Source organism: Blastococcus sp. SYSU DS0828 (assembly GCF_054050975.1).
Map to the genome: position 1 here is coordinate 92,080 of NZ_JBJHAK010000004.1, position 16,064 is coordinate 108,143.

Below are 16,064 nucleotides of genomic sequence, written 5' to 3' on the forward strand. Positions count from 1 at the left end.
AATCCCGTGCACACCCCGAAGGGGTGAGGGATCGGCCGATCCGGACGACGCGCGGTCGGCTAACGGCGAGCCGGGGCGAACGGGCCCGACAGCGCTGCCCACTGCAGGAGCATGATCGTCTTGGCGTCGGCGATCCGGCCGTCGGCCACCATCCGCAGCGTCTCGTCGAAGGGCAGCTCCACCACCTCGATGTCCTCGCCCTCCTCGGCCACCCCGCCACCCGCGGTGGTGCGGTCGGCCGCCGTGTACGGCGCGGCGTAGAAGTGCAGCCGCTCGGTGACCGAGCCCGGGCTCATCCAGACGTCGAAGACGTGCAGGAGCTCGCCCACCGTCACCCCGAGCTCCTCCTCGGCCTCGCGCCGGATGGCGGTCTCCGGGTCGTCCTCGTCCAGCAGCCCGGCGGCCGCCTCCAGGAGCATGCCGTCGGGGTGGCCGTTCACGTAGACCGGGAAGCGGAACTGCCGGGAGAGGAGCACCGTCCCGCGGGCGACGTCGTGCAGCAGGATGGTGGCGCCGTTGCCGCGGTCGTAGGTCTCCCGCGCCTCGGTCACCCAGGTGCCGTCCCCCCGGCGGTACTCGAACGTCGTCCGGCGCAGCACGTGCCAGGCGCTGGCCACCAGCTCCACGTCGGTGACCCGCACCCGCGGGTTCCCGCTGAGGTCCCGCCCCACCCGGTCCAGGCCGGTGCGGCCACGTGCGTCGGGGACGTCGATGCCCGGGATCTGCGTCACGAGCAGCACGTTAGTGGTGCGTGGCACGGTGCTGGGGCCCCGCCGCCGTGGGCACAATGGGCAGTTGCCGACAACGGCGCGACGAGCGAATTGCACCACCGTTCCAGTAGAGAGCGAAGAACCTTTGACGACAGTGCGTCCGGCCGGGTCCCTCGACGCCGAGATCGCGGCGGAGCAGACCTACGTCAGCGCCCTGCACGGCCGGCTCGACGAGGTGCGCGCCCGCACCGTCGCGCGCCTGGAGGAGGCGTTGGCCACCGTGCCGCACAACCCGCAGGCCGTCGGTGAGCGGGAGGCCGCGGTCGAGCTGCACAGCCAGCGGATCGTCGCGCTCGACGCCGCCGACAGCGGGCTGTGCTTCGGCCGGCTGGACCGGCACGACGCCGACGTGCCCCGGTACATCGGCCGGATCGGGCTGAACGCCGACGACGGCCGGGAGGAGCCCCTGCTCGTCGACTGGCGCGCCCCCGCGGCCCAGCCCTTCTACACCGCGACGCCGCTGCACGACCTCGGCGTCCGGCGCCGCCGGCACATCCGCACCCGCGGCCGCACGGTCGTCGACGTCACCGACGAGACCCTCGACCTCACCGACCCCGACCTCGCCCAGCGGTCGGGGCTGGCCGGCGAGTCGGTGCTCCTGGCCGCGCTCGGCGCCACCCGCACCGGCCGGATGAACGACATCGTCCGCACCATCCAGGCCGAGCAGGACCGCATCATCCGCGCCGACCACCGCGGGGTCCTGGTCGTCCAGGGCGGCCCCGGCACCGGCAAGACCGCCGTCGCCCTGCACCGCGCCGCGTACCTGCTCTACACCCACCGCGAGCGGCTGGCCCGCAGCGGACTGCTGATCGTCGGCCCCTCCCCCACCTTCCTCGGGTACATCGCCGACGTGCTGCCCTCGCTGGGCGAGACCGGCGTGGTGCTCACCGACCTCGGCGGGCTGCGGCCCGGCCTGCAGGCGCATGCGGCCGAGGCGCCCAAGGTGGCCGAGGTCAAGGGCCGCACCGCCATGGTCCGCGTCGTCACCACCGCCGTGCGCGACCGCCAGGCGGTGCTCGACAAGCCGGTCGTGCTCACCATCGACGGCACGCCGGTGCGCTTCGCCAAGGCCGACGCCGCCCAGGTGCGCAGCCGGGCCCGGGGCGCCTCCCGGCTGCACAACGAGGCCCGGCCGGCCGCCGTCCGCGCGGTCATCGACATCGTCGCCCGCAAGTACGCCGACAAGCTGGGCGAGAACGTCCTCGGCGGCGCCAACCTGCTGGGCGAGGGTGACGTCGCCGCGCTGCGCCGCGAGGTCGCCACCGAGCCGGCCGTGCTCGCCCTGGCCGACCGGCTCTGGCCGCGGCTGACCGCCGAGCGGCTGATCGGCGAGCTGCTCTCCTCCCGCCGGCGCCTCGAGTCGGCGACCAAGGGCTGGAGCGAGGCCGACCGCGAGCTGCTGCTCCGCCCGGCATCGGCCCCGTGGACCCCTGCCGACGTCCCGCTGCTCGAGGAAGCCGACGAGCTGCTGGGCGTCGACGACTCCGCCGAGCGCGACCGGGAGCGCCGCGAGCGGCAGAGCCGGCTGCGGCACGCGCAGGAGACGCTCGACCTGCTGCACGGCTCGCGCTCCACCGACTGGGAGACCGAGGAGGAGTCCGAGGAGCTGTCGGCCGGCGACCTGCTCGACGCCGAGGGGCTGGCCGGGCGGCACGAGGAGCGCGACAGGCGGTCGACCGCCCAGCGGGCCGCCGCCGACCGGACCTGGACCTACGGGCACGTCATCGTCGACGAGGCCCAGGAGCTCTCGTCGATGGCCTGGCGGGTGCTGCTCCGCCGGATCCCCACCCGCTCGATGACCCTGGTCGGCGACGTCGCCCAGACCTCCACGCTGGCCGGCGCGACCAGCTGGAAGGAGGTGCTGGAGCCGCACCTCGGCAGCTCGTGGCGCCTGGAGGAGTTGACCGTCAACTACCGGACCCCGGCCGAGATCATGGCCGTGGCCGCGGACGTGCTGGCCGCCGGGGGCGCCGCCACCGCGGCCGCGGAGTCGGTGCGGTCGACCGGCGAGCTGCCGTGGTCGCACCAGGTGGCCGAGGAGGAGTTCACCGACGCCGTCGCCGCGGCGGCCGCGGAGTACGACGCCGCGGAGGGCACGCTCGCCGTCATCGTCCCGTTCAGCCGGCTGGCGGCCGTCACCGCCGCCGTGCGCGACCGGCTCCCGTCGGCCTCCGCGGACGGCGACCTGACCGCCGGCCCGGTGGTGCTCACCCCGGAGGGCAGCAAGGGCCTGGAGTTCGACTCGGTGCTGGTCGGCGATCCCGTCGGGATCCTCGACGAGGGTGTGCGCGGGCACAACGACCTCTACGTCGCGCTCACCCGGGCCACCCAGCGCCTCGGCGTCGTGCACCCCGGTGAGCTGCCGCCGGAGCTCAAGAACCTCGACCCGCGCTGACCCGCCGGGCCGGCACCGTGTCCCACGGAGTCTGCCGCTGAGTGCAGGTGCACTCAGCGGCAGACTGTCCCCGGAACAGCTCAGACGCTGCCGCGGACGGCCAGGACGACGCCGCTCTTCGGCTTGGCCGGGATGCGGTGCAGCGCGATCTCCAGGTCCTGGTCGGGCACCTGGTAGTCCAGCCGGGCCAGCCGCACCGCGAGCGCCGACAGCAGCGCGACGGTGATCTGCTCCCCCGGGCAGCGGTGGTTGGTGCGCGGGTCGCCGGCGCCCTGCGGCACCAGCTCGAACTCCCCGATCTCCCGGTCGAGGAACCGCTCGGGGCGGAAGGCGTACGGGGTGTCCCACAGCGCCGGGTCGTGGTTCTGCCCGTACAGGTCCAGCAGCACCATGGCGTTCTGCGGGATCTCCTCGCCGGCGAACTCGTTGCGCTGCGGCGACCGGCCGCCGATGAACGGGGCGAACGGGTAGAACCGCCGGACCTCGTGCGCCCACGCTTCGGCGAACGCCGGGTCCCCGGCCGCCAGCCGTTCCCGGTTCCCGGGCCAGCGGATCAGCGCGTGCCCGGAGAAGGCCATGAACCAGGCGACCGCCGTCGTCGGCCGGATGATGTTGAGCAGCTCCACCGCCGCCACGTTCGCCGGCAGCTGCGTGCCGTCGGCGTCCCGGTGCCGGGACACGACGTCGACCGCCGTCCCCTCCTCCACCCGGGTCCGCCCGCTGCGCACGTCCTGCACCAGCTGGGTCAGCCACCTCTCCCGGCGGCCGCGGGCCCGCCGCGCCCGGAAGTGCCGCGGCCCGCCGGTGGCGAAGCCGTCGACCATCGCCACCATGTCGCGGGCCAGGTCGGGCACCTCCTCGTCGCGCACCGGGACGCCGGTCCAGCGCGCCACGGAGCCGGCCAGCACCCGGCTCGCCTCGTCGAACAGCACGATCTGCGGACGGGCGGCCCACTCCGGCACCGCGGCGTCCCAGGCAGCGGTGGTGCGCTCCACGAGCGAGGCGATGCCGTCCTCGCGCATCAGCAGCGCGATGAACATGGCCTTGCGCACCCGGTGCATCTCGCCGTCGAGCGTGTGCACCGCGCCCTTGCCGAACAGCGTGCCCTGCACCGGCTCGGGGATGGCGTGCGAGCGGCGCACGTGGTCCTCGTCGTAGAGGAAACGCGCGGCCTCGGGACCCTCGATGCCGACGGCCGGCAGCCCGCCCAGCCGGACGCCGACCGCGTGCTTCCCGGCCCGGCGGCGCTCGTCGGGCAGCCAGCCGTAGCCCTTGGACAGCAGTTTCAGGCTGTTCTCCAGTCGTGGCATGGATGCTGCGGTGCCCACCCGCGCGCGGGGACAACCGTGGTCAGCCGGACCGCTGCTCCTGGGTCCGGTCGTCGCGGGGCCGGGTGGCGACGTCGGCGGGCGGGTCGTCCCCGTCGGCGGCGGAGCTCCCGTGCCCCAGCCGGCGCAGCAGCCCGGCCACCTCGTGCGCGACGTGGGAGGAGGCGTCGTCGGGCAGCACCTCGGCGACGCCGGCCAGCGCCTCGGCCAGCGCGCGCTCCTCGTCGTTGAGCAGCCCCCGGTACGCCGGGTCCAGCAGGTAGCCGGTGGGCGGCGTGGAGAGGCAGCCGATGAGGTCGAGCAGCACCTCCAGCCGGCGCGCCGCCTCGGCCGGCGAGGCGTCGGCCGGGCTCATCGCCACGGTCTGGACGTCCTGCTCCCACAGCCGGGCGCGCGCCGGGTCCTCCCGCAGCGCCAGCACGGTGCCGGTTCGCCGGGCCGTCCCCGACCCCTGGGTCTGCAGTGCGGTGCGCACCTGGTGGGCGATCCGGATCAGGTCGTCGTCCAGCATCGAGGTGCCCACGAACAGCACGTGCCGGGTCAGCAGCAGCGAGTGGAGCACCCCGGCCAGCGCGGCGCCGGTGTTGCCGAACTGCAGGTACTCCTCCCGGGTCAGCACCACGCTCTCCGGGTGCGCGGCGTCCCCGTGCAGCTTCAGCAGCCACGGCGCCCCCGGCCGGGCCTCGTCGAAGGGCAGCACCGTCACCTGCCGGCCGATGTCGTCGGCGGCGAGCTCGACCAGCGGGTCGTAGTTGGTCGTCACGAACTCCTGCACCGGCAGGTCGGCGATCAGCGCGTGCGCCAGCGCGTAGGGCCCGGGACCGAACCGCTCCTGGACGAACGCCGTCAGCTCCTCCGCCCCGAGCTCACGCGCCAGCAGCGCCGCCGAGTCCTGGGCGGGGAGGCGGGTCAGCCCCGCGCGCAGCTCGTCGTCCAGACCCGATCGGGCGGCCAGCTCGTCGACCAGCTGCTCCCACGTCGGCAGCCCCGCGGCGGCGCTGACCCCGGCACCGATGAAGAGCGCCAGCTGGCCGCGGCGCGCCCGGTCGCCCAGGTCCTCGGCCAGCTCCCGCAGGTGCCCGGGCAGGTCCCAGCCCTCCTCCTCGCCCCGGCGGACCCGCTGGGCGGCGGCCAGGTCGCTGGGCCGGCGCAGCACCAGGGCGACGTCGAAACCGTGCTCCTGGGCGGCCTCCCGCAGCACCGGCAGCAACTGCTGCAGCAACGACCCCCGCTCGCCGGCGGCCCCACCCCAGCCGGTGCCCAGCGCGGGCAGCCCCACCAGCCGCCGCGCGCGTCCGTGCACCGGTTCGGGCACCTCGCGCCGGGCGACCGCCGCCAGCGCCTCGCGCGCCCCGTCGAGCAACCAGGACAGCCCCCGGCTCCCCGACCCGTCCGCGCCCCCGTCGACGGTGTCGACCAGCCAGGCGCGGCGCGGACCCTCGTCGGGCACCTCGAGCACCCGCTCGTCCCCCGACCACGACAGTCCGACGCAGTTCCCGTCGGCCTGCCGGTCGGTGATCAGCTCCTCCGGCAGGAGGGAGCACCAGTCGCGGGCCACCCGCAGCGAGCGGTCGGTCGGCACCAGGACGTCGTCGCAGGAGAGCTGCGTCAGGTCCGCGCCGACCACGAAGACGTGTCCGCTCACGGCCGGGCCCATACCCACGGCCCGCGGGTCATGCGCCGCCGGTCAGGACCCGCAGCCGCCGGCGCCGCAGGCGCAGCCGCCGCAGCCGGCGCGCACCGGCGCCGGGGCGGGCGTCGCGGCCACCGTGCGCAGGTTCGCGGCACCCACCAGCAGCGGAACACCCAGCACCGCCACGGCCAGGGCGGCCACCACGGTCGCCACGTCGGCGGCCCGGTCCCAGCTCCGCGCGAGGCCGGTGACCACCAGCAACCCGGTCACCAGCAGCGACCAGACCAGCAGCGCCTGCCCGCCGCGCCGGGCCGCGCCACCCCGGCCCAGCAGACCGAGCGACGTGACCAGCAGCAGCAGCGGGACGCCGACGAGCAGGACCACCGCCGAGAGGGAGGCCGAGGCGACGGCGACGACCAGGCCCGCGGCCCCGGCCACGACGGCGGCCGTGCCCAGCGACCGCGCCCGTCCGGCGACCTCACCCGCCACCGCGCCCGAGCGGGCGCCGCGCAGCAGGACGGCGCCCCGAACGGCCAGGAACAGACCCACGGCGCCGAGCAGCAGCCGGGCACCGGCTGCCTCCCACACGACGGCGACCACCGCGACCACGATCATCGCGAGGCCCAGCGCCAGCCACCGCGGCCAGGTGCGCCGCGCGACCTCCGGGGTCGCCGCGCTGACCGTGCCGGCCGAGAGGATTCCGGTTCCGTTCGCCACGGGCCCAGTGTCCCTCACCCCCGCCGGCGCTCGGGGAGGCACCGGGCCGGTGGCCGTGCCACGCTGATCATCGCCGCGTTCCACGCGGACGGGACCGAGGTCAGGAAGGCACCGGGGATGAGCGTGCAGGGCAGCGCCGGGTCGGCCGCGGACGCCGCGGGACGGGCAGCCGACAGCGACGGCCTGGAGCACCTCGCCCGCGTCGGGTTGATCGCCTACGGGCTGGTCCACGTGCTCATCGCCTGGCTGGCGCTGCAGCTCGCGTGGGGGCGGACCGGTCAGCAGGCCGACCAGTCCGGTGCGCTCGCCACCCTGGCCGAGCAGCCGCTGGGCGAGCCGCTGCTGTGGGTCCTGGGCATCGGCCTCGTCGCGTTATCGCTGTGGCAGGCCGCGGAGATCCTCCGCTGGCGGCACGGGCTCACCGGGTCCGGGGACCGGCGGAGGAATGCGTGGGAGCGGACGGGCAAGGCCGCCGCCAAGGCCGTCGTCTACCTGGCCCTGGCGGTCCTGGCGATCCGGTTCGCCACCGGGGGCGGGCAGGGCAGCAGCTCCGGCTCCCAGCAGCAGGCCACCGCCGGCGTCCTCGGCTGGCCCGCCGGGCGCTGGCTGGTGGTGGCCGCCGGGCTGGCCGTCGTGGGCGTCGGCGGCTACCTCGTCCACAAGGGCGTCACGAAGCGCTTCCTCCGCGAGATCGACCTGGCCGGCTGCTCCGCCTCGGCCCGGCGGCTGGTCACCCGGCTCGGTCAGGTCGGCTTCCCCGCCAAGGGCGTCGCGCTCGGCCTCGTGGGCGGGCTGCTGGTGTGGGCGGCGGTCACCTTCGACCCCGCCAAGGCCTCCGGCCTGGACGGTGCCCTGCACACGCTGCTGACCGCGCCCGCCGGGCCGGTGCTGCTGACGCTCGTCGCCGTCGGGATCGCCGCCTTCGGTGCCTACTGCTTCGTCCGCGCCCGGTACCCCGAGCGCACCTGATGGCCCCGCTTCGAGGTCCCGCCACGAACTCGCGAGTGGTGGGGGGAAGCGGGGTCCTTCGTCGGCTGCACGACCTCGTCGACCGGGTCCGCCGGGTCACCGACTCCCCGGTGCTCACCCACCTCGCCCGCGCCGGCCTGATCGCCTACGGCGCCATGCACCTGCTCATCGCCGTCCTCGCGCTGCGCCTGGCGATGGGCCTGCGGGGAGCCGACGCCGACCAGACCGGCGCGCTGCTCACCGTCGCCGGCGGGCCCGGCGGGCGGCTGCTGCTGGTCGCGATCGGGCTGGGCATGCTCTCGCTGGCCGTGTGGCAGGCGGCCGAGGTGCTGCTCTGGTGGCACGGCCTGCTCGACCCCGCGCACCGGGTGCACACCGCCGTCGTCTGCGCCAAGTGCCTGGTCAAGGGCGCCGTGTACGGGTTCCTCGGGCTCACCGCCCTGCTGTTCTCGTTCGGTCTCGAGTACGAGGCCGACGAGCGGCTGCGCGGTCTCACCGAGGAGACGCTGCTGATCCCCGGCGGGGCGGTGCTGGTCGGCGCGGTCGCCGCCGGGGTGGTGGCGGTCGGGATCTACACGTTCGCGCGCGGCTGCACCGGCGGCTTCATGCGCGACATCGACCTGCCCGCCGCCCCCGACCGCTGGGAGCCGGTGATCGAGGCGCTCGGGCGGATCGGCTACCTGGCGAAGGGCATCGCGTTCGGGCTGGTCGGCGTCCTGCTGTGGCGCGCGGCCACCTCGTCCGACGTCTCCACCGCGACCGGGCTCGACGGCGCCATGACGGCGATCGCCGGGGTGAGCGCCGGGCCGTGGCTGCTCGCCGGGGTCGCGGCCGGATTCGCGGCGTTCGGCGTCTACGCCCTCGCCCGCGCCCGCTACCCCGACCGCGACCCGTCGCAGTGACGTGCTGGAACGGCCCCCGTGCAGGGCCCCACGCCGAGCATGCGAGGCGTGGGGCCCTGCACGGGGGTCCTTCTACGTGCGGGGACCGCCGGCGACGTAGACGACCTGGCCGGAGACGAACCCCGCGCCCTCGCTGCAGAAGAAGGAGACGGTGTGCGCGATGTCCTCGGGCACACCCGCCCGCGCGACCGGGATCGCCGCGGCCCGCTTCTGCACGTAGGACTCCCACTCCTCGCCGATGCGCTCGGCCGTCGCCTTGGTCATCTCGGTCTGGATGAAGCCGGGCGCGATGCAGTTGGCGGTGACGCCGAACTTGCCCAGCTCGATCGCGAGGGTCTTGGTGAAGCCCTGCAGGCCGGCCTTCGCCGTGGCGTAGTTGGCCTGCCCGCGGTTGCCCAGTGCGGAGGTGCTGGACAGGTTGACGATCCGACCCCACTTCTGGTCGATCATGTGCTTCTGCGCCGCGCGGGTCATCAGGAACGAGCCGCGCAGGTGCACGTGCATGACCACGTCCCAGTCGGCGTCGGACATCTTGAACAGCATGTTGTCGCGGGTGACGCCGGCGTTGTTCACCAGCACCACCGGCGGCCCGAGCTCGGTGGCGATCCGGTCGACCGCCGCCTGCACCTGCTCGCCGTCGCCGACGTCGGCCCCCACGGCCAGCGCCCGGCCGCCGGCGGCCTCGATCGCCTCGACGGTGCCGCGGGCGTCGTCCTCCTTCAGGTCGATCACCGCCACGGCGAAGCCGTCCCGGGCCAGCCGCAGCGCGGTGGCGGCGCCGATGCCGCGGGCGGCACCGGTGACGATGGCGACGCGGGGGGAACCGGTGGGGGACGTGGACATGCGGCAGCGCTCCTCGGCTCGTTCGGGACGGTCGGACGGAGTCTGGCTCAGACCCGCTCGAACAGCGCGGCGAGCCCCTGGCCGCCGCCGATGCACATCGTCTCCAGGCCGTAGCGGGCGCCGCGCCGGTCCATCTCGCGCAGCAGCGTGGCGAGGATGCGGCCGCCGGTCGCGCCCACCGGGTGGCCGAGCGAGATGCCCGAGCCGTTCACGTTGGTGCGCTCCCAGTCGGAGTCGGTGAAGCCCCACTCCTTGGCGACGGCGAGCACCTGGCTGGCGAACGCCTCGTTCAGCTCGATGAGGTCGACGTCGGAGAGCTTGAGGTCGGCGAGGGCCAGCGCCTTCGCGGTGGCCGGCACCGGGCCGATGCCCATGGTCTTCGGGGGCACGCCGCCCACCCCGAAGGACACCAGACGGGCCAGCGGGCGCAGGCCGAGCTCGGCGGCCTTCTCCGGGTGCGTGACGATCGCAACCGCGGCGCCGTCGTTCTGCCCGGAGGCGTTGCCCGCGGTCACCGTGGCGTCGGGGTCGTTCTTGCCCAGGATCGGGCGCAGCTTGGCGAGGGTCTCGACGTTCGAGTCGGGGCGGATGTGCTCGTCGCGGTCGACGACGGTCTCGCCCTTCCGGTGCTTCACCGTCACCGGCACGATCTCGTCGGCGAACCGCCCCTCGGCGGTGGCGGCCGCGGCGCGCTGGTGGCTGCGGACGGCGTACTCGTCCTGCTCCTGGCGGCCGATGCCGTAGTCCCGGCGGACGTTCTCCGCGGTCTCCAGCATCCCGCCGGGCACGGGGTGGTTCTGGCCGCCGGCGGTGACCCGGCCGCGGGCCAGCCCGTCCTCCAGCAGCACGCCGGGCCCGGGCTTGACGCCCCAGCGCATCGCGGTCGAGTAGAACGGCGCGTTGCTCATGGACTCCGCGCCGCCGGCCAGGACGACGTCGGAGGCACCGGACTGCACCTGCAGGGCCGCGTAGACGACCGCCTGCAGGCCCGAGCCGCAGCGGCGGTCGATCTGCAGACCGGAGGCCGTCACCGGCAGGCCCGCGTCGAGGGCGGCGACCCGGCCGAGGGCGGGGGCGTCCATCGTCGGGTAGCAGTGCCCGAGCAGGACGTCGTCCACCGACTCCGGCGGCAGCCCGGTGCGCTCCATCAGCGCCCGGATCACCGTCGCCGCCAGCTCCTGGACGGGGACGTCGCGCAGCGAGCCCCCGAACCCGCCGACCGGCGTCCGCAGGGGCTCGCAGATGACCGCATCGCGCACGGTGGTCCTCCTCGTTCGTCCGCTCCCGACGCCCGGCACGGCGCCGCGTGGCGCCGAGTCTGCCCCGCGGGCGACCGGCGCGCGCCCCCGGCCCCTGTCCGGCAGGGACCCGGGAGGTCAGGAGGCGGCGGCGTCGACCTGCTCGCCGGCCAGGAGGCTCCAGAGGCCGGTGATCTGCAACGGCCGGATGACGGCGCGCGTCGCGGCCAGCACCCGCAGGTGCCCACCGGCGGCCAGCGCCTTCCGGTGCGCGGCGGCCAGCGTGCAGAGCCCCGCCGAGTCGAGGAAGGTGACGGCGGTCAGGTCGACCACGACCTCGCGGGGCGCGGCGTCGACCAGCTCGTCGAGGACGGCGCCGACCCGGGGGGCGGAGGTGCAGTCGACCTCGCCGGCGACGGTCAGCCGCGGCTGGGCGGCGGTGCCGGCCACCTCGAGCGCGAGGGGAACCGCCGGGGGGACGTCCGGCCTGACGGGGACCGGGGTGGACTCGGTGAGCGAACGGTCGAGCGAGGAAGCGGTCACGGATATGCCTCTCGGGGCGGATGCCGGACCAGTGAGCCTGCGGACGCGAACGACACGACGACCAGCACTGGGTTGGCGGCTGCTGCTGAACCGCACCTCCGACCGTAGGCATTGCGGGGTCGGGGCACAAGGGTCGGCACGCCGCCCGGACGCCGACGCGTGCGAGGTGCTCCGCCGCAGGTCCGGCGGGAGGCGGATACTGGGCCGGTGACCGAGCCCCGCCCCTCGTCCCGCCGCCCCTCCCCCCTGCTCGTCGGAGGCTGCGTCGCCGGGGTGGCGGTGGCGGTGGGCGCGTTCGTCGTGCTGGACCTGATCCTCGCGGCCGCGGTGGCGATCGCCGCGCTCACCGCCGTGGCCCTGGCCGTCGCCGCCTCCGGCTGGGAGTCGCACGCGACCTTCGAGCAGCGGGAGCTGGCCCGGGCCCGCCGGCGCAAGGAGAAGTGGGAGCGCAACGCCGACGCCCGGGCGCGCGACCGCGCTCGCTGGGAGGCGCACCAGGCGCGCAAGGCGGCGCGGAACTCCACCCGGTAAATGGTTGGACGGCCGGACGACGACGGCCTAGCGTCCCTCCCCATGCGGTACTCCGTGCGACTGCGCACCTCCTGAGCTGACGCGCCGCGGGCCGGTTCCCCCGCCCGCCGTCCGCGCCCGGTTCCTCCGGGCGCCCGCTCCCCCGCGTCCCCGCCGGGCCTCGTCGCGCTCGCGGGACGCCCCGCACCGCACCGCCACGGAGGCACCCCGTGTCCCGCACCAGCCCCGTCCCCTCCGGTCCCGCCGCCGACGCCCGCGCGGCGCTGCCCGAGAACGAGACCGCCGCGTTCGACCGCCTCGCCCACGCCGTCCTCGCCTCGCCGTCGGCGCCGCTGGGTCCGCTCCTGCGGGCCCAGCTGCCCGGCACGGCCGGCGTCCGCTGGCTGCGCCAGGAAGGGCTCGCGCCCACCACCCGGCCGACGGCGCTGACCGCCGACCGGTGGCTGTCGCTGTTCCGCTGCTGGCAGTCGGTGTCCCCGGCGCCCGGGGCGGCCAGCGCCGGCAACCGGCGAGGCGGCGGCCGGCCGTCTCCCCACGGCCACGCCCCCGGCGCCGCCGCCATCCCCCGCTGGGGTCAGTGAGGCCCCGTCCGGAGGCTCGCCGCGAGCGTGCGCGCGGTGAGAGGGACGGGGTCCTTCACCAGCCGACCGCGTCCTCGGCCGCCAGGTCGAGGGCGCGGTCGGGCAGGGCGAAGGCCTCGGCCAGCGCCTGGCGGAGGTCCCACGCGCCCGACCGCCAGGCGAGCGCCCGCCCCAGCGCACCCGGCGTGCCATCGACGTGGTCGACGTCGTCGGCCGGCCACCACGGCACCGGACGCCCGTCGACGGTGAGTGGTGCGTGCACCGCCACCGATCCCGTCAGTGCGCCGCTGCCGAGCCGGGCGGCGGCCAGCGCGGCGCCGGGCACCTCGGCCCACGCCGACGAGCGCAGCGGCTCGCTGGTCACCCGCGGCCGGCGCACCAGCTCGCCGGCCAGCGGGAGGTCGAGCAGGTCGGCCACCGGCCCCGGTGCCCCGCCGGCCGGCACGACCGGCAGGTCCACCAGCGGCAGCAGGTGCGGTGCGTCCAGCACCACCGCACGCTCCACCACCCGGTCCGGCGCGATCCGCACCCGGGCCGGCGGCTCGACGTCCCACCCGTCCAGCGCGACGGCCAGCCGCGCGTGGACCGTGCGGAGCACCGCGGGCGCGACCGTGCGCGCGGGGTCGGCCAGCCGGTCGAGCAGGTCGCGGGCGCCGTCGGGATCGACCAGCACGTCGGCCAGCGCGGCGGGCGGGCGCAGCAGCCCCAGCAGCGGCTCCCCGAGGGGAGCGGGGTCGTACAGGCCGGCGAGCTCGGTGCTGTCGGGGTGCGCCAGGCGGTCCGGCCGGTGCCCGTCGAGGACCGGGTGGGTCAGCAGCCACCAGCGCAGGTAGCCCGGCACCGGCACACCACCGACGACGACGTCGGCCCACGCCTCGGCCGGGGCCGTGGCGAGCAGCGCGAGCGCCCCCGGCCAGTCGGCCACCAGCTCCAGGTCGCGGACGGCGACCAGCGCGGGCCAGACCGGCGGCTCCTCCCCGGCCAGCCGGTCGAGCACGGCGTCGGCCCAGTCGAGCGCGCCGTCGACGTCGAGCTCGTCGGGGTCGTCCGCGCGCACCAGGGCGAACCGGTCGAGCACGCCGACCGCGCGCAGCGCCGCGGCGTCCGCCGCCGTGGCGAAGGCCGGGTCGAGGACGCCCAGCGCCCCCTCCTCCAGCACGGCGGCCAGCGGCGAGCCCGGCAGCAGCAGCTCCCCCGCCGGCGCGTACCCGCCGGCGGCGTCGGGCAGCGCCAGCTCGGCCAGCCACGGCGCACCGGCGACCTCCGGGGCGGCGGCGACCAGGGCCAGCACCGCGTCGGCCAGCTCCTCGGGGTCGGGCGCGCCGGCGACGTCCTCCTCGGCCGCGTCGAGCGAGCCCGCCACCGCCGCCCGCACCGCCGGATCGGTGAGCACCGCCTCCGCCGTGGCCGGACGCGCGCCCAGCCGCTCCAGCAGCCGGCGCGCGGGCCGGGGGCCCGCCGCCGCCGGGTCGGCGAGGCGCAGCGGAAGGGCAGCCAGCCGCTCCACCGGCAGGCCGGGTTCGGGCAGCAGCACCCCGGCCGGGCCGTGCGCGGTCCGCCCGTCGGCCAGCGGCACCGGCAGCGCCGCCAGCTCCTCCCGGTCGGCGTCGGCGAAGGCCGCGTACAGCTCGGCCCACCAGCCGGCCGGGCGGGCCACCTGCCGCACCGCCTCGACGACGTCGGCGAGCCCGGACCGGCGGATCCCGAGCGCCGCGAGCACCGGCCCGTCGGCGCGCCGCGACCAGCCCGCCGGCAGCAGCCCGGGCAGCACCCCGGTCACCGCGGCGACCTGCTCGGCGGTGGCGCCGTCCAGCACGACCGCGCGGGCGGGCGGCTGCCGCTCCCCCGCCTCGCCGGCCACCGGCAACCACGCGGTCGCGCGCAGCCGCTCCAGCGCCGCACCGGTGAGCGCGGCCTCGAGGGCGGCGCCGGCCAGCCCCGGCCGGGGCAGGACCATCAGCAGCTCCGGGTGAGCGGGCAGGCGGGCGACCAGGTCGGCGAGCGCCTGCGCCGACTCGGCCACGAGCAGGTCGGTCACCGGACCCGGGAGCACGTGCCGCCGGTCGGGCCCCAGGGGGAACGGCGCGATCAGCCGCAGCGGCAGCGGCAGCGGCTCGTCGGTGGGCGTCGGGGCGTGCACCACCTGCCGGCCGGGCAGGGGCCGCGGTCGCCCGGCGTCGTCCAGCGGGACCGCCCAGGCGACCGTCCAGGCCCGGCGCTCGCGCTCCTCGACCGGTCGACCGGCGAGCAGCTGCGGCGGCAGCTCACCCGACCGCTCGGCGACGGCCCACCGCGTCGGCACGCCGTCCTCGGTCATCCGCACCTCCGGCGCGCTCCCCTCCCGGGTCAGCACGCGGCGGGCGCCGTCGACCACCACCTCCACCACCGCCAGGCCGGGCAGCGCCAGCAGCAGCTCGGCCGGGAGCGCCCGGAGCGCCGCGACGACGCCGTCCCGCGCGCCCGGGAGCAGGGGCAGCACGACCTCGGTGTCGAACCCCTCCGGGAGCGCACCGGCGGCCGGCCAGGGCAGCCGGAGCACCGGCACCGCGCCGTCCCGGCGGGCCAGCTCGGCGGCCAGCTCCGGCAGCGCCGCCACCTCCGCCCGCGTACGCCCGGCGCTGAACCGGACGCCCCCGGTGCGGGAGAGCACCGCCGGCTCGTCGCTCACGGCCAGCACCGCGGCGAACCCCACGCCGAACCGGCCGACGGCGGCGGGGGCGTCCCGCTTCGCCGAGGCACGCAGCGTGGCCAGGCCCACGACCCCGCCGGCGTCCAGGGGCGCCCCCGTGTTGGCGGCCCGCAGCTCGTCGCCGGCCAGCAGCAGGCGCAGCCGCCCCGGCACGCCGGCCCGCAGCGCGGCGTCCGCGGCGTTCTGCGCCAGCTCCACGAGCAGCCGGTCGCGGTAGCCACCCCGGACGAGGTCCTCCTCGGCGTTGGCGTCCTCGCGGAACCGGGCCGGCGAGTCGGCCCAGGCCGCGAGCACCCGGCGCCGCAGCCCGGCCGTGCCGAACGGGTCGCGGGGGTCCCCGGGGGTGCTGGCGGCCATGCGCACGGACCCTAGAGCCGCCCGGTCACCCCCGGGTCACCTCTTCGGGGTGGGACGAGGATTCGACCCGCGCCGGAACGGGCAGGGTGGCGCCACGACCGGTCAGCGGAGCCGGCACGAGGAGGCGGTGACGGGTGGCGCTCTGGGAGTCCGCGCGCCCCCCGGACCGGTTCGCCGAGGTGTGGTGCCAGGAGCTCTCCTCGCTCGGTGAGCTGGCCGCGCTGCGCGCCCGGCTGCGGACCGCCACGACCGGCAGCCCCACCGTCGCCCACCCCGAGCGCGACCACTGGTCCGAGCGGCTGGTGCTCATCGCCGACGAGCTCACCTCCAACGCCCTCCGGCACGGGGGCGCCCCGGTCGCGGCGGTCCTCGGCCGCGACGGCGACCGGTGGCTGATCGCCGTCCGCGACTCCGCCGCCGACGTCCCGCCGGCCCCGGCCCAGGGCCGCGACCCCGGGCTCGGCGGCTTCGGGCTCTACCTGGTGGCCGACCTCTCGCTGGCCCACGGCTGGTTCGCCGAGCCCGGCGCCAAGACCGCCTGGGCCGTGGTGGACGGTGGCGGCTGAAC

The 16,064-nt window shown here is 76.7% G+C and carries 14 protein-coding genes; 6 read left to right on the plus strand and 8 right to left on the minus strand.

Going from position 1 to position 16,064, the window contains the following annotated elements; all coding sequences use genetic code 11:
• Window positions 1-59 precede the first annotated feature (59 nt).
• Window positions 60-731, minus strand: a complete 672-nt coding sequence (locus ACI79Q_RS04520) for an NUDIX domain-containing protein (RefSeq protein ID WP_456614273.1) — start codon at window positions 729-731, stop codon at window positions 60-62.
• 133 nt (window positions 732-864) lie between these two features.
• On the opposite strand from ACI79Q_RS04520, the gene ACI79Q_RS04525 reads away from it, so the two are divergent.
• Window positions 865-3,165, plus strand: a complete 2,301-nt coding sequence (locus ACI79Q_RS04525) for a HelD family protein (protein ID WP_456614321.1) — start codon at window positions 865-867, stop codon at window positions 3,163-3,165.
• A gap of 80 nt (window positions 3,166-3,245) precedes the next feature.
• Here ACI79Q_RS04525 and ACI79Q_RS04530 read toward each other — a convergent pair whose 3' ends face one another.
• From ACI79Q_RS04530 to ACI79Q_RS04540, 3 genes are read right to left on the minus strand one after another with little or no spacing between them, the layout of a single operon-like run.
• Complete coding sequence (locus tag ACI79Q_RS04530) at window positions 3,246-4,475, minus strand: cytochrome P450 (RefSeq protein ID WP_456614274.1); 1,230 nt, start codon at window positions 4,473-4,475, stop codon at window positions 3,246-3,248.
• Between the two features lie 40 nt (window positions 4,476-4,515).
• The gene (locus ACI79Q_RS04535) at window positions 4,516-6,138 is read right to left on the minus strand and encodes an SIR2 family protein (protein ID WP_456588442.1); all 1,623 of its coding nucleotides are present in this window, start codon (window positions 6,136-6,138) and stop codon (window positions 4,516-4,518) included.
• Between the two features lie 42 nt (window positions 6,139-6,180).
• Window positions 6,181-6,843, minus strand: coding sequence for a hypothetical protein (locus ACI79Q_RS04540; protein WP_456614275.1), 663 nt, complete (start codon window positions 6,841-6,843; stop codon window positions 6,181-6,183).
• 117 nt (window positions 6,844-6,960) lie between these two features.
• Here ACI79Q_RS04540 and ACI79Q_RS04545 point away from each other — a divergent pair, with 117 nt between their 5' ends.
• Together ACI79Q_RS04545 and ACI79Q_RS04550 are read left to right on the plus strand one after the other, a co-directional pair.
• Complete coding sequence (locus ACI79Q_RS04545; protein WP_456614276.1) at window positions 6,961-7,812, plus strand: DUF1206 domain-containing protein; 852 nt, start codon at window positions 6,961-6,963, stop codon at window positions 7,810-7,812.
• A 35-nt stretch (window positions 7,813-7,847) separates the two neighbouring features.
• Window positions 7,848-8,714 carry a DUF1206 domain-containing protein gene (locus tag ACI79Q_RS04550; RefSeq protein ID WP_456612397.1) on the plus strand — a complete coding sequence of 289 codons (867 nt, stop codon included), beginning with the start codon at window positions 7,848-7,850 and terminating at the stop codon, window positions 8,712-8,714.
• 72 nt (window positions 8,715-8,786) lie between these two features.
• Here ACI79Q_RS04550 and fabG read toward each other — a convergent pair whose 3' ends face one another.
• From fabG to ACI79Q_RS04565, 3 genes are all read right to left on the minus strand, one after another.
• Window positions 8,787-9,557, minus strand: a complete 771-nt coding sequence (fabG, locus tag ACI79Q_RS04555; protein WP_456588438.1) for a 3-oxoacyl-ACP reductase FabG — start codon at window positions 9,555-9,557, stop codon at window positions 8,787-8,789.
• A 47-nt stretch (window positions 9,558-9,604) separates the two neighbouring features.
• The gene (locus ACI79Q_RS04560) at window positions 9,605-10,816 is read right to left on the minus strand and encodes an acetyl-CoA C-acetyltransferase (protein WP_456596608.1); all 1,212 of its coding nucleotides are present in this window, start codon (window positions 10,814-10,816) and stop codon (window positions 9,605-9,607) included.
• A 117-nt stretch (window positions 10,817-10,933) separates the two neighbouring features.
• Complete coding sequence (locus ACI79Q_RS04565) at window positions 10,934-11,338, minus strand: STAS domain-containing protein (RefSeq protein ID WP_456588436.1); 405 nt, start codon at window positions 11,336-11,338, stop codon at window positions 10,934-10,936.
• 207 nt (window positions 11,339-11,545) lie between these two features.
• On the opposite strand from ACI79Q_RS04565, the gene ACI79Q_RS04570 reads away from it, so the two are divergent.
• Together ACI79Q_RS04570 and ACI79Q_RS04575 are read left to right on the plus strand one after the other, a co-directional pair.
• Window positions 11,546-11,869, plus strand: coding sequence for a hypothetical protein (locus ACI79Q_RS04570; RefSeq protein WP_456588435.1), 324 nt, complete (start codon window positions 11,546-11,548; stop codon window positions 11,867-11,869).
• A 209-nt stretch (window positions 11,870-12,078) separates the two neighbouring features.
• Window positions 12,079-12,450 (plus strand): hypothetical protein, encoded by a 372-nt coding sequence (locus ACI79Q_RS04575; protein WP_456598716.1) that lies wholly within the window; start codon window positions 12,079-12,081, stop codon window positions 12,448-12,450.
• A 55-nt stretch (window positions 12,451-12,505) separates the two neighbouring features.
• Here ACI79Q_RS04575 and ACI79Q_RS04580 read toward each other — a convergent pair whose 3' ends face one another.
• The gene (locus tag ACI79Q_RS04580; RefSeq protein WP_456614277.1) at window positions 12,506-15,496 is read right to left on the minus strand and encodes a sacsin N-terminal ATP-binding-like domain-containing protein; all 2,991 of its coding nucleotides are present in this window, start codon (window positions 15,494-15,496) and stop codon (window positions 12,506-12,508) included.
• 134 nt (window positions 15,497-15,630) lie between these two features.
• Here ACI79Q_RS04580 and ACI79Q_RS04585 point away from each other — a divergent pair, with 134 nt between their 5' ends.
• Window positions 15,631-16,062 (plus strand): ATP-binding protein, encoded by a 432-nt coding sequence (locus ACI79Q_RS04585; RefSeq protein WP_456588432.1) that lies wholly within the window; start codon window positions 15,631-15,633, stop codon window positions 16,060-16,062.
• The last annotated feature ends 2 nt before the right edge of the window (window positions 16,063-16,064 follow it).